The organism is Fimbriimonadaceae bacterium, assembly GCA_019638775.1.
Lineage (GTDB): Bacteria > Armatimonadota > Fimbriimonadia > Fimbriimonadales > Fimbriimonadaceae > JAHBTD01.
Genome location: JAHBTD010000002.1, coordinates 360,821 through 373,625, shown reverse-complemented (window position 1 = coordinate 373,625; position 12,805 = coordinate 360,821). Strand labels below are relative to the sequence as shown.

Below are 12,805 nucleotides of genomic sequence, written 5' to 3'. Positions count from 1 at the left end.
GATACTACTCGCCGTTGGGAATTGCTCGAACTTCCGTCTCGACATCTGCCGTTGGCATGATCGGACCTTGCTTGGGCGAAAGGAACTTTGCAATAACATTCCGAGCGACCGGCGCGGCAACTTTGCTGCCGTGTCCTGCAGCTTCGACGATCACCGCAACAACGATTTTCGGCTGGTCGATTGGGGCAATGCCGACAAACCATGAGTGCGTTTGTGAAGCCTTCGCATGTTCCGTGCTGCCTGTCTTTCCGCCCCAGACCACATTAGGAATAGGAGGGATGCCGCGCCCCGTTCCACTTTGCATCACATGAGTCATGGCGTCTTTGAGCTGACGCCAGAAATCACCTGGCAGATCCACCTTCGCAAGCACCTCGGGGTTTTGGACAATTGTCTTATTTTCAGGGCCAGGAAGAATCCGCGCTCTCACCAAATGCGGACGATAGGAAACACCGTTGTTTGCCACAAGCGCAGCGATGCACGCCATTTGAAGAGGAGTCGCCGCAAGAGCGCCCTGTCCAATAGACATGTTCACGGTATCCCCCGGATACCACCTCAGGTCTCGTTTTTCGAGCCATTCTTGAGTTGGGACAACTCCCTCATCCTCTGAGGGCAGATCGATGAGCGTATCCTGCCCAAGTCCGCACTCCAGAGAGGACTTCTTGAGCGCTTCAGGCCCGATACGCATACCAAGGTCGGAAAAGTACGTGTTGCAGGAAACCGTAAAGGCACGATCAAAGCTAACGGCCCCGTGGTTGCCAAGGCACTTGGAGAGCCTATTTCCAACCTTGTAGTAGCCGTTGCAGACGGTGTAGTGCCGTGGATCGAAAAGTCCGTTTTGTGCGGCAGATATGGAGTCGACAATCTTAAAGGTCGAGCCGGGTGAATAGTGGGAAAGAACAGCCCGGTTATAAAGCGGCTTGTCCGGGTCGTTGATGAGTGGCTCCCAGTCTTTCTTTGAGATTCCCCCTTCAAACAGTTTGCTGTCAAAGGTCGGTGCGCTCACCAAACAAAGCACTTCGCCGGTATTGGGATCAAGCGCCACAACCGCTCCCTTCCTTCCCCGCAACTGCTCATAGGCGTACTTTTGAAGCTCATCGTCGATGCTCAGGATCAGTTTTGTTCCGGGTACTGCGTTGTCTCGCTCGACGACTCGTTGAGGTCTCCGACGGGCATCAACCTCCATTCGCTCAAGCCCAGGCACACCCATCAAGGCCGTTTCATACTGATACTCGACACCATTTTTGCCCACGTAATCGGGAGTCTTGATGCCAAGAGCTTCAAGCCGCTGGACATCTTTTTCACTTGGGGTCCACACATAGCCGAGGATATGGCTGTAATTCAGCGTATCCGTGTACGTCCGCATGGGGATGTACTCCACGCCAACTCCAGGCAGATACTGACCAGCCTCGGCGATCTTAGTAGCCTGTTCGATCGGTACGCCGACAAAGATTGGGACCGCGATATAGGGTCGAAATGCGTTGTCGTTAACCTTATCCTGCAGCTTTGTCTTTGACGTGCCGAGCATCTCTGCGATCTTGTCGAGCACCCACGGGTTCTGGTTGATGATGGCTGGCTTAGCGGTAAGGACGATCTGAGGCTTGATTCCCGCAATCAGAACGCCGTTGCGGTCATAGATCAAACCGCGAGGGGCGAGCTTCGCCACGCTTGTGGTTCGCATTGTGACGGCACGGCTTTGGAGTTCGTCGGCCCGAACAACCTGCAAATACCAGAGTCGGAGAAAGATAACGACAAGCCACACCCCAACGACGATGAGAAACCACATCTGTCGCAGGTCAAGTTCAGGCCTTCGGGGGGCGTGGATAACGGACACTCTTCATTGTACTAACGCCGAAGAAGGTACAAGTTGATCCCAGATGGCCAAAATGGGCCTGAAGTACACCCTAAACCGGGGCGCAAGCTAATGCCTGTGCGCATTTGGGCCGTGCAACGGGCACTTCCCTTTTGGCGCTTGGCTCTTCTTAAACTTGCGTGTCACTGTCTCTGGGCAGTAGATCGTCGCCTGCTGACCGCTGTCCACGCAAATCTCTTGCTCAACCGTGGCTTCGACCTTGGGATCGCCGATCGGCTTCACAGGGTCTCGCTTGATCGTCCCTTGGCTTGAGGTTGCCGGAGGCGTTGCGCCATCCCCAGCAGCCGGTGGGGCGGTCGTTCCAGGTCCCGTTGCAGGCGCCGATGTAGTCGTGGGCGGTGCGTCTGCTGGAGCCGGGTCGTTGCCGTTGGTGGCGCCCGCCACGTCATCGACGGGCGGATCCACGGGAACCGGCTCAATGACGTCGCTCACAGGCGGCAGACTATTGGATCTTGGCCGAGCTTCGCCATCGCCGAACTTATCGACGACCTTCTTCATCACGCCAACCCAAATCTGAACAGTGACCTTTCCACCAAAAACGCCAGTCATCGGGTCGTAAACCCAACGGTCGCCGCTGCGCCGTTCGTTGGCGACCCATCCAATTCCGAGATAGTTGTTTGTGTATCCGCAGAACCAAGCGTCTCGGTTTTCCGAGGTTGTTCCGGTCTTACCTCGGGCGTTTGGCACGGACCGGGCGATAGTTGCTGTACCCCCAGTGACGACCTTGCGCAGAAGATCATCCATCCAACCGGCGACTGTGGGATCAAGCTGGTTCTTGCGGATGGTCGGTTTAAAGTCGCGGATAATGCCACCGCTTGGACCTTCGATTCTCGTGATGCCGTACGGCTCAAAACGATCCCCCTGTAGCATGAATACTGAATAGCCTCGGGCCATCTCAAGAGGGGAAACTGCGCTTGAACCCAAGACCAGGGGGAGAACAGGGTCCAGTTCCGAGCGAATACCAAAAACGTCCTTGCCGTAACTTGCGGCAACCCTTGGGGAAACCATCTGGCAAACGTGCGCAGCCGCTGGGTTCAGTGATGCGGCGAGTGCGGTAGTGACCGAAACAGTGTCCCCATACTTGCTGCCCCCTTTGGGCCAGAGAATCTTCCCACGTCGGGGATCGTCTATGACGAGAGGTGTGTTGGGGATGTAGTCCCTCGGTCCGAGAATTCCAGTCGAAAAAGCCGCTGCATAAACGAACGGCTTGAATGCCGAACCGGGCTGTCTCCGACCTTGAGAGATCATGTTGTACTGGTTGTGTTCATAATCCACCCCGCCAACCATTGCGATGATCTTGCCTTCGTAGTCCGTCAGCACAAATGCGCCGGTCGTCACCTTTTGCTTTCGATACTTCTTGACGATTTCTCGAACTTCATCCTCTGCGACCTTTTGAATCTCAGAATTGAGAGTTGTGTAGATCTTAAAGCCGCCCTTTGAGATCTCGTCCTTAATCTCGGGGGCAAGTCGGTCTAGCTGATCGAGAATATAGCGAACATAGTAGGGGGCGCTAATAATGCGCTCACCGCTGCCAAACGATCTCTTGGCGAGCTTTGGCTTGTCCTCAAGCGCCTCTTGGTACTCCTCTTCCGTGATCCAATTGGATTCTCGCATCTCGCGGAGAACATAGTTCCGTCTTTTGATCGAGGCTTCAAGGTCGTCAAAGGGGTTCACTTTGCTCGGGCGCTGCACCAATCCGGCGAGCATCGCCGCTTCGGCGATGGTGAGCTTATCGAGCTTCTTATCAAAGTACACATCCGCCGCAGCTGAGACTCCATAGGCTCCCGCTCCGTAGTAAACCTGGTTGAGGTACAGGGTGAGAATCTCTTCCTTGGTCTTGCGCTTCTCGATTTTCATCGCGAGCGCCATATCTTTGATCTTGCGGTCGAAAGTCTTCTCAGTAGACGTGTACAGTCTCTTGGCGAGTTGCATCGTGATCGTACTTGCGCCAGGGGATTTTCCACCGGAGGCAGTGTTCTGAACCGCTGCTCGTGCCGCGGCAAACCAGTTCACGCCTTGGTGCTCATAGAACGTCTTGTCCTCAGCCGCAAGCGTTGCGTTCTCAAGGACCTTGGGAATCTGATCGAACTCTACGTAGCGTCGAAACTCTTCTTGGAGGCGATAAAGAACCTTACCGTCGGCAGAAACGATGGTCGAAGGTGAGGAGTTCGCAATAAGGGCTTTCTTGCTATCGAGGTCTTGGACGATGGGGTCGGCCCAGCTCAGCGCGGAGTTCATTCGGTAGCCGAAGTAGCTGAATCCGAGGCATGAGAAGATAAACAACCAAATCAAAGTTGCGCGAAGTATTTTCCACCAGCGTGGAATACGCTTCTTGGTTTTTCCGCCTGAACGGACTCGTGTGCCTGTAGCTACGCCCACAACTCTAATATGACGGATTGGCGATGGAACTAGTTTCCGTCGCTCGTTTTAGGCCCACGCGGGGTGGGTGTTAAGCCTCAGGATTCTTAACCTTGTTTTCCCATCGCTCGAACTCGCGATCGGAAAACTGTCCGATGATCACAAAGCTCTTCGATCCCTGAGTCCAGGTATGGATGCGAACCTCTTTCGGGGCCATCCTCTTAAGCTTCTCCATCTCGACCGAGCCAAGTACTTGGAAGAACGTCACGACCTTTTCTTTGTGCCGATATGCCTGGAACAGAGCTTTCTGATCGTCGTGCTGCATCACACGCACGCTCTGCAGAGCGAATCCTTCGGATGCAGGCAAGAAAGCTTGATCAAATCCGTTCTCTTTCATCAGCCGACGGGAAACATCCTCAAGGCTGAGATACTTCGCGCCTTGTCGGCGGATTGGGAAAATGTCTCTTGGGTTAAACCGGGGGCTAAGGTCGATTCTTACAAACTCGAATCGTCCGTCCACTGAACCGACTTGGTTATAAAACTCTCTTTTGAGGAGAATCCCTGTTTTCGGTTCGATCCAGAATCTTTGCAGCGGATTGCCCTTCTTATCGCTAACTTCGACAAGCTCCGTCTTTTGTCCGGCAACCGTTCCTCCGTCGCCAGTGCTAACGTCGACAGAGCCGCTCTTGATGGCCTTAAGCATCCCATAGAGCCGTTCGGTCAATTCGTCGTACCGTGCCGGGGCGACCTCAATCTCATTACGGTCGGGGAAATACTGATGTCTAGTTTTGCCGTCTTCGGCAATGACTTGACCGGCGAACTTGCTATCACGAGGAAAAGTAATTCGCATTCGTGAGCCGTTGCGCAGGATGTACTCGGTATGGCTAATCCATTCGGATCGGCGACGAAACTCCGTTTTACGCTCGCCAGAATAGGTGTTCTTCTGCGCCCGCTCCATCATCTTCCGCAAGATCGGCGGCGCAGATTCGAGCAACTCTTTGAGTTCTTTGTCTTGACTTGACGATCCTGAGTCACGGCCTCCGCGAGAACTCTGGCCATCGAATTGAGCGACAGCCGTGACCGAAACGAAGAGCAGGCAAATCGCGAATACGAGTCGATATAGATCGGAATGACGAATCGTCATAACGTTCCGAGATCAACCTCCGTCCAATCCTCTCGTGGCTGTACCGAGGTTGGGTTGTGATAAGTCGCGATCGTTGAGCCGTTTAATTCGGCGACGGTCGCCGCTTCTTGGTGAGCGGTGATCAACGACATCTCGATAGGCGCTTTGTAGGGTCCAGCCGGGACGGTAGAAGGCTGCTGCACCCAAACCATAACCGCCATAGCGCCCGCCAAGCTCAATCCGACTGCTGGCTTAAGAGCTAAGAATATGCGCTGACGTCGCTTTCGTTTCGCAGACTCTACGACGAGTCTCGAATTCAGATTTCCTCGCCATGCGAGATTCAGCTCTTCTCCGGGAACGCTCTCGACTGCGTGAGACACAGTCTGCTGTGCCTTGCTTTCGAGCAACGCATCCAGCCGCGCCTCTTCCTCACGCGTCAGCTTCGCTTCCTTGAGCATTTTTGTTATCAAGTCCTTTTTCATCGTCTTTCGCTCCCTTCAAAGTTCAAATAAGTCGTCATCACCTGCTGCAGGTGCGCCCTCGCCAGGAAGAGTCGGCTTTTTACCGTGCCGATGGGAATCTTCAAAATCTCCGCGATCTCTTCATATTGTAGGCTTTCTCGGTCGTGGAGCAAGAGTACCGATCTCAGCTTTTCGCTCATTCCGGCGACTCCGTCCTCAACGACTTTTCTCAGCTCGTCGTCAAGCATTCCCGTTTCTGGATTCCAGCGCGAATCGGCGACTTCAAAAGCGTCGTCCGTGTCGGCGAGCCCATCCAAGGCATACTCAATCGGTCTGCGGTCGGCTTTTCTTGCACGATCGATGCACAGGTTGTGTGCAATCCTGAACAGCCACGTCCTGAGGGAGGATCGCCCGTCGAAACGGGAGATGCTTTGGTAAGCACGAATGAACGTCTCTTGCGTGATGTCCATCGCCTCTTCCCGGTCGTGCACCATCCGGCGTACAAATCCGAAGAGCCTATTCTGAAAGACGTCCACCAATTTGGCGAACGCTTCATCATCCTGCTTACGACACCGCTCAACTAACGCCAGCTCGGTAGCACGGTCGTTTGATGAGCCTTGCCCTAAGTCCATGCGCAGACAGAGCTCCATACTTTCATAGGGGGAAGACGAGGACCGATTTGGAATGTTCAATAGTCCCGCTCGAAAAGGGTCGAACCGGTAAATTCACACGAAAAAGCAACTTACCGGTTCCTACGCAAATTGCCTTACAAACGTATCCCGACCGCGAATGCAAATCCGTTCAAGCGGTCGCGTGAGTTGCCAAAGTACTTGACTTCGGCAAAGAGGGGGGACTTGCGCTTCATGAAGTCGTATCCAAGTGTCGCCTGATACGCAAACCTCTCGTCTCGAACCGTGATCGTATCGGAACCGGACTCACGAAAATCCTTGTTCAGAGCGATCCCTGCGCCCACCGACCAGTACCACTCGTCATTGCGGTGGACCCAGTTCAACAAAATCGGGATGGCTCCCATCTTGCCCTTTTGGTAGGCATCCACGGAAAGCGCGAGGCTTGTCGATGACCCAGAATTGGCATCGAAGCTGAGGTCGCGCAACTTCCAGTCAAACCCTCCGAAGAACCAAGACTCTCCCTGGTCTTTAGCGACATTTGTACTGGGGCTAAACGTGCCGATCCGCACCGAGATGCCCACCGGCTTGGTAACTTGGGCAACGATTGACCCCGCCAGAGCCGCGACAATGACGATGAATAAACACTTTTTCATCCTGATAACTTCCTCCTAATGTCGAAAAGACGCGACCGAACATAAAACGACGCGCCGAAGTTGAAAACCCTAACTCGCTGCTGTAACAAGAATCTCATACGCCAGCCGCGCTGTGTCGCACAAATCCTTAATCGCGATGAACTCGTCGTGTGTGTGAATCTTATCCATTCCCGTGGCAATAACGATTGAGGGGACGCCCTTTGTGTTGAAGACGTTTGCATCGCTGCCGCCCAACGTGGTCCGCAAGGTCGGCTCAAAACCCAGCTTCTTGCTTGCAGCCTGCGCGAACCTTACAACGTCGCTGTCTGAGGAGACTTCGTAGGCGCTGTAATGCCGCTTGTAGGCGATCTCACAACCTGCGCCAAATGCCGCAGCAGCCTCCTCGAAGCACGCTCTCATGTGATTCACTTGCGCATCAAGCTCCTCTGTATTGGTGCTGCGCGCCTCACACTTCATCGTGACGGACGCCGGAATGACGTTGGTCCCCGACCCGCCGTTGATCGTGCCCACGTTTGCGGTCGTCTCAGGTCCAATACGCCCGATCTTCATCTTGGCGATTGCATGGGCAGCAACCTGAATCGCGTTGATCCCCTTTTCCGGGTCCTTTCCAGCATGAGCGGGCTTGCCGATGATCTTCACATCGAGCTTGTCATGCGTGGCCGTCCGCGTCACGAATGTGCCGACAGGAGGACCCGTATCGAGCACGTAACCAAAGTCAACGTCGAGGTCCTCGATCTTAAGGGCGTGAGCGCCCAGCAGTCCGATCTCTTCAGCACAGCTGAAAAGCAGATAGACATCGCCGTGCGGGGCTCCTGTCTCCATCAAAGCTTGAACAGCTTCTATTGCGGGTGCCATTCCTCCCTTGTCATCAGCGCCAAGGATGGTGTCCGATTCGCTGAAGAGCACCCCGTCCTTCTCTCCAATAACCAGACCCGCTGTCGGTTCAACCGTATCGAAGTGAGCCGAAAGGAAGATTCTCGGCGCACCCGGTTTATTGCCTGCGAGTTTCGCGATCAGATTGTTTGCGTTTCCGCCAATTTGCTCACCACCGTCATCCTCCCAAACTTCAAGTCCCACCTTCGTGAGATGAGCTTTAACATAGGCGACACAGTCGCGCTCTTGAAGCGATGGGGCGTCGATTAGACAAAGCTCTTTGAAGAGCTTGACGAGGCGTTGCTCATTGATCATTCCCCGAATTGTATCTGGTTAAGCAGTTGTGCGGTTTGTGAGCCGTACTGCCACACTAGTCAAGACCTTGTCACAGCGCATTTCTGACCTAGGAACCGAGGCGTCACAGGTAACATTCTGCGTCCATGGCAAAGCATAAAGTCACGGTTAGTGGATTCGGAACTTTCGACGTTGAGGATGGCGCGAAACTGGCCTACGCCATCGAGCAGGCGGGGTACGACATCAGCCATCGGTGTGGTGGAAACGCCCGATGCACGACATGCCGCGTCAAGTTCGAGACTCCCGAGCCGCCGATGGGGCAGGTCGAACACGACTGCCTTGAAGAGGATGGCGTGCTTGGGCAGTTCCGGCTAAGCTGCCAGTGCCGAGTTCACGGAGACATGTCCGTGAAGGTGCTGATGCCAGTCCACGAGTGCGAGTGGGATAACCCAGGCATTGACCTGGAGCCATAACCACTCGTTGCCCACCGCAAGAGGTTGTTGCGCGTGACCCGAGCAGGGACTATCTGACGCATCCATCCGGCATCCAAGTCAAAATAACACTATGTGGCCCATTCTCATCATCGTGGCTGTCGTCCTAATCGGGGCGATACTGCTGTACAACGGCCTTGTGCAGATGCGCCAGCTCACAAGGAATGCCTGGGCCGACGTTGACGTCTACCTCAAGCGGCGGGCGGAATTGATCCCCAACGTGGTCGCCAGTGTCCAAGCCTACGCCAGCCATGAACAGGCCCTGTTGGAAGGGCTTGCCGAAGCACGCAGCCGGGCAATGGCTCTACCGGGGGCAACTCTCGACCGTGCCGATGCCGAAGCCACTGTGGGAACCAAGCTGGTGAACGTGCTTGCCCTCGCCGAGAACTACCCTAATCTTAAGAGCAACGAAAACTTTTTGGAATTGCAAAGCCAGCTTAAAGAAACGGAGAAGCTGATCGCAAACGCAAGACAGTACTTCAACGCTTGCGTGAGGGATTACAACACAAAAATCGAGGCCTTCCCCTCCAACCTCTTCGCAAGCCTTGGCGGATTCAAACACGCTGACTTTTTCGAGCTCGAATCAGTTCAGGAAAGAGAAGTCCCAACCGTCAACACATGAAGTTCGTTCGCAGCCTCCTAGCATCACTCCTATTCGCCTTCTTGGCGGTCGTTGGGGTCGGTCAGTCCTTTACAACCTCTATCTTTCGCGTTGACGCCGAGATCAAGCAAGACCGCACATTGCGTATCGCAGAGACGATTGAAGTCAACTTTACGAAGGCTTCTCACGGGATCGTGCGCTGGGTGCCCGTCGACTACCGAGCGCGTAACGGCGAACAAAGAAGCATCGGGCACAAACTCATCTCCGTCACTCAGCACAGAGTGGATGAAGAGGACGGCTCGGTTCGGGCGAATCTCTCACACACGATCGACCAAGGTTGGTGGAAGCTTAGGGTGGGTGACGCAGGCGTGGAGCTCCTCGGGCGCGTGCGGTACGAGTTGGTGTATGAACTCACCGGCACGCTTACCGACTTCGAAGCGACCGCTACTTCGGCAGCACACAGTGAACTCGTTTGGAACTTCATTCCCGTCGGTTGGGCCACAGAGATAGACAAAGCAAGCGTGTCCGTTCGCTTCCCATCTGGTGGAGAAATCCCACCGAGAGTCCGGTACATCGTCGGACCGTCTGGCGCGAAGGACGGGGTCGAGATTTACGGTCCTGGCAAGCCTATACAGGGCAAGATCGAGCTCCTCGAAGCTACCCTTACCGCGAACTCAACGGAAGCAAGCGTTATTGGCCCGCTGCCAAAGCAGCATGGAATGATGACCTCCCTTGCGATGAGCAAAGGATCGGTGGACTGGGAAGGCGCCTACGTACCTCAGCAAGGCATAGACGGTCAGCCCACTGCTTCCGATCAAGATGAGTTGGTGGTAGGTTGGGGTGAGCCCATGCCTCCCGGCATGGAGAATCTTTGGAACCCACTCGGACTACTTCCCTTTGGGATCCTGGCGGCCCTAGCCCTCCTCTTTCGCAAGCTCTTGGGGTTGCCCAAGCAAGGTCCCCTGGTCACTCGGTTTGAGCCACCTGATGGCATCGGCCCAATCGAGGGCGGATATCTAATCGACGGCGCTTTCCATGCTCGCGACTTAACGGCGGGCATCATCAGCCTTGCCCAAAAAGGCGTCATCCGCCTCCACCTTCCTGCCAGCAAAACAGAACCAGACTCCACCTCCTACACGCTCGAACTCCTAGACGGATACGACAGGCAAACGCTCACCAATGCCGAGCAGAACCTGCGCGATGCCCTCGAAGGTTTCGGCCCGATGATCACGCCTGAACAGCTTCGCGGCAATTTCCGACTTGGTTATCAGTCAGTTCAGCGGGTCGTGCAAAACAACGCGATTAGCCTCGGCTTGATGCGAGCGAACCATGGCTGTGTTCAGGGTTGCGGTTGCGTCAGTGCGATCCTCGTGGCGCTGCTGTTGGGTGCTTTCACATTTAGCTTTGGTCCGGGCTGGGTGATGCTCGGATCGTTCGTCGGACTGCTTTTGCTTGGCCTTGTTTTCCTCACATCGAAAATGCACACAGCAAAAGGAGCGGCGATTCAGCATGAGCTCAAGGGTCTTCGCGAATTCATCTCGCGGGCCCAAAAGGATGAGCTGAATTCCATGTCGGCAAGGATGCCGCTGCAAGCGCTCTTCGAGACTCTTCTTCCCTATGCCGTTGCTTTCGGCTATGCCCAGCAATGGACGACGGCTTTCCGTGATTTTCACCTGAGTCAGCCGGAATGGATCGCTGCAGAGCCAAGCTACAGCTACGACGCCTTCCTATGGTCTGCGGTGTTAGCCGATACATTCACAACTTTCGATCATGATTGGACAAATGCCATGACGCCCGCCGCGCTCTTCGAGAACAAGGGATTCCCGACAGACAACTCTTGGAGCGATGGTTCGGGGAGTTCCTTCGCTTCGGGCGACTCCTCATTCACAGACTATGGCTCGTCCGATGGCGGCTTCTCGGGAAGCGATTCCGTTGGCGATGGCGGTGGTGGGGGCGGCGGAGACAGTTGGTAGGCAGCGACGGACCGAACCATCGGGTACATTGATCCTCGTGTCGAAGCTCCTTGCCGAGTCCATTATTCGCGATGTCCCCGATTTCCCGAAGCCGGGAATCATGTTTAAGGACATCACCCCGGTTCTCCTCCACCCGCCCGCATTCACCGAAGTCGTCAATGCTCTACGCGACGACGCTCGTTCAAAAGAGGCCGACATCATCGTCGGAATTGAAAGCCGTGGTTTTCTCTTTGGTGTCCCCATCGCGCTCAGCCTTGGCTTGCCGTTCGTGATGGCGAGGAAGCTTGGCAAGCTGCCGGCTGACAAGATTTCCGAAGAGTACGCGCTGGAGTACGGGACAAACACGGTCGAAATGCACTGCGACTCTGTACAACCCGGTCAACGCGCCTACGTCGTGGACGATCTGTTAGCAACGGGTGGCACGGCTGCTGCATCAGCTCGACTTATCGAGCGGCTCAACGGCAGTGTTTGTGGGTTTGGCTTTATGGTTGAACTGGGCTTTCTGGGTGGACGTTCGATTCTCCTCGAATATCCCATCACCTCGCTGATTGAGTACTAACACGGAGCGCCATGCCCGAACACGAGCCTTTGATGATCGCCGTCATGGGCCCGACCGCATCCGGCAAGACAGCTCTCGCCGAGCGTATCGCCGAACGTTACAACGCCCAACTCTTTGCGGCTGATGCTTTTCAGGTGTATCGAGGATTCGATATCGGTACTGCGAAGCCTGCCCAAAAAGACAGATACAGGCTCGTAGACATCAAATCACCCACCGAGTCCATCGCAGTGGGAGAGTGGGTTCAGCTTGCGGTTGATGAGCTTGTTCCCCTCTACGAAAAACGCCGTAATGTCGTCTTTGTCGGCGGCACCGGACTTTACGTCCGTGCCCTCTTCCAAGGCTATGGGGCTCTTTTTCCACCCGCCGATCCCGAGACGCGGGAGAGGATTCGGGAGCGCGAAGCCGCCGGAGGGATGGAAGCGCTCGTTCAATGGTTGCGCGAGATCGACAAGGAGTCCTCAGAGCGGATCGACATTCATAATCCGGTGCGCGTTAGACGTGCCATCGAAAAGGCCCTTTGCCCAAAGGTGGAAACTTTATTCTCTGTTCCACCTTATAAACGGGTAAAAATGAGCCTCCAACCGGATAAAGACGATCTCAATTTGCGTATCAAGAACCGCGTAAGCGAAATGGTGCAAAATGGGTGGGTGGCCGAGGTAGAGGCTCTTCGCAGAGCCGGAATTTCGGACAATGACCCCAGCATGAGGGCAATTGGGTACAGGACACTCCTGAAAGTCTGCACGGGTGAAATAGCGTTAGAGCAAGCGATTGAAGCTACAGAAATCGAAACGAGACAGTACGCGAAACGTCAACGGACGTGGCTGCGCTCGGAACCGGACGTGAGAGTTATTCCCAGATTCGGCGATACTGAAGAGGCTTTCAGCGAAGCTTGCCAATGGATTGAAATTATTTAATGCAGG

At 54.9% G+C, this 12,805-nt stretch carries 12 protein-coding genes; 5 read left to right on the top strand and 7 right to left on the bottom strand.

From position 1 onward, the window contains the following. Positions 1-4: 4 nt before the first annotated feature. The 7 genes from mrdA to KF784_07895 form a co-directional block, all read right to left on the bottom strand. Complete coding sequence (mrdA, locus tag KF784_07925) at positions 5-1,831, bottom strand: penicillin-binding protein 2 (protein ID MBX3118978.1); 1,827 nt, start codon at positions 1,829-1,831, stop codon at positions 5-7. A gap of 87 nt (positions 1,832-1,918) precedes the next feature. Further along, positions 1,919-4,249: a transglycosylase domain-containing protein gene (locus KF784_07920; protein ID MBX3118977.1), complete on the bottom strand. Its 2,331-nt coding sequence runs from the start codon at positions 4,247-4,249 to the stop codon at positions 1,919-1,921. Between the two features lie 70 nt (positions 4,250-4,319). Next, positions 4,320-5,372 carry a hypothetical protein gene (locus tag KF784_07915; GenBank protein ID MBX3118976.1) on the bottom strand — a complete coding sequence of 351 codons (1,053 nt, stop codon included), beginning with the start codon at positions 5,370-5,372 and terminating at the stop codon, positions 4,320-4,322. Then, positions 5,369-5,833 carry a hypothetical protein gene (locus KF784_07910; GenBank protein ID MBX3118975.1) on the bottom strand — a complete coding sequence of 155 codons (465 nt, stop codon included), beginning with the start codon at positions 5,831-5,833 and terminating at the stop codon, positions 5,369-5,371. The genes KF784_07915 and KF784_07910 overlap by 4 nt, the downstream gene beginning before the upstream one ends. Beyond that, the gene (locus KF784_07905) at positions 5,830-6,444 is read right to left on the bottom strand and encodes a sigma-70 family RNA polymerase sigma factor (protein MBX3118974.1); all 615 of its coding nucleotides are present in this window, start codon (positions 6,442-6,444) and stop codon (positions 5,830-5,832) included. The genes KF784_07910 and KF784_07905 overlap by 4 nt, the downstream gene beginning before the upstream one ends. 134 nt (positions 6,445-6,578) lie before the next feature. Beyond that, complete coding sequence (locus tag KF784_07900) at positions 6,579-7,094, bottom strand: hypothetical protein (GenBank protein MBX3118973.1); 516 nt, start codon at positions 7,092-7,094, stop codon at positions 6,579-6,581. Positions 7,095-7,163: 69 nt separating this feature from the next. Continuing rightward, complete coding sequence (locus tag KF784_07895; GenBank protein MBX3118972.1) at positions 7,164-8,282, bottom strand: M20/M25/M40 family metallo-hydrolase; 1,119 nt, start codon at positions 8,280-8,282, stop codon at positions 7,164-7,166. Positions 8,283-8,407: 125 nt separating this feature from the next. Here KF784_07895 and KF784_07890 point away from each other — a divergent pair, with 125 nt between their 5' ends. The 5 genes from KF784_07890 (at position 8,408) to miaA (ending at position 12,799) form a co-directional block, all read left to right on the top strand. Further along, positions 8,408-8,734, top strand: a complete 327-nt coding sequence (locus KF784_07890; protein MBX3118971.1) for a (2Fe-2S)-binding protein — start codon at positions 8,408-8,410, stop codon at positions 8,732-8,734. A gap of 91 nt (positions 8,735-8,825) precedes the next feature. Then, on the top strand, positions 8,826-9,374 hold the full coding sequence (locus KF784_07885) for a LemA family protein (GenBank protein ID MBX3118970.1): 549 nt from the start codon (positions 8,826-8,828) through the stop codon (positions 9,372-9,374). Continuing rightward, positions 9,371-11,326, top strand: coding sequence for a DUF2207 domain-containing protein (locus KF784_07880; protein MBX3118969.1), 1,956 nt, complete (start codon positions 9,371-9,373; stop codon positions 11,324-11,326). The genes KF784_07885 and KF784_07880 overlap by 4 nt, the downstream gene beginning before the upstream one ends. After that, positions 11,292-11,885 carry an adenine phosphoribosyltransferase gene (locus KF784_07875; GenBank protein ID MBX3118968.1) on the top strand — a complete coding sequence of 198 codons (594 nt, stop codon included), beginning with the start codon at positions 11,292-11,294 and terminating at the stop codon, positions 11,883-11,885. Before KF784_07880 ends, KF784_07875 begins: the two co-directional genes overlap by 35 nt. 11 nt (positions 11,886-11,896) lie before the next feature. Continuing rightward, entirely contained in the window at positions 11,897-12,799 is a 903-nt protein-coding gene (gene miaA / locus KF784_07870) for a tRNA (adenosine(37)-N6)-dimethylallyltransferase MiaA (GenBank protein MBX3118967.1), read from the top strand. Positions 12,800-12,805: the final 6 nt, after the last annotated feature.

Excerpts from the sequence above, each read along its gene's own strand:
- KF784_07915 (MBX3118976.1), bottom strand. The coding sequence starts at position 5,372 with ATGACGATTCGTCATTCCGATCTATATCGACTCGTATTCGCGATTTGC.
- KF784_07910 (MBX3118975.1), bottom strand. The coding sequence starts at position 5,833 with ATGAAAAAGGACTTGATAACAAAAATGCTCAAGGAAGCGAAGCTGACG.
- KF784_07905 (MBX3118974.1), bottom strand. The coding sequence starts at position 6,444 with ATGGACTTAGGGCAAGGCTCATCAAACGACCGTGCTACCGAGCTGGCG.
- KF784_07900 (MBX3118973.1), bottom strand. The coding sequence starts at position 7,094 with ATGAAAAAGTGTTTATTCATCGTCATTGTCGCGGCTCTGGCGGGGTCA.
- KF784_07895 (MBX3118972.1), bottom strand. The coding sequence starts at position 8,282 with ATGATCAATGAGCAACGCCTCGTCAAGCTCTTCAAAGAGCTTTGTCTA.
- KF784_07890 (MBX3118971.1), top strand. The coding sequence starts at position 8,408 with ATGGCAAAGCATAAAGTCACGGTTAGTGGATTCGGAACTTTCGACGTT.
- KF784_07885 (MBX3118970.1), top strand. The coding sequence starts at position 8,826 with ATGTGGCCCATTCTCATCATCGTGGCTGTCGTCCTAATCGGGGCGATA.
- KF784_07880 (MBX3118969.1), top strand. The coding sequence starts at position 9,371 with ATGAAGTTCGTTCGCAGCCTCCTAGCATCACTCCTATTCGCCTTCTTG.
- KF784_07875 (MBX3118968.1), top strand. The coding sequence starts at position 11,292 with ATGGCGGTGGTGGGGGCGGCGGAGACAGTTGGTAGGCAGCGACGGACC.
- miaA (MBX3118967.1), top strand. The coding sequence starts at position 11,897 with ATGCCCGAACACGAGCCTTTGATGATCGCCGTCATGGGCCCGACCGCA.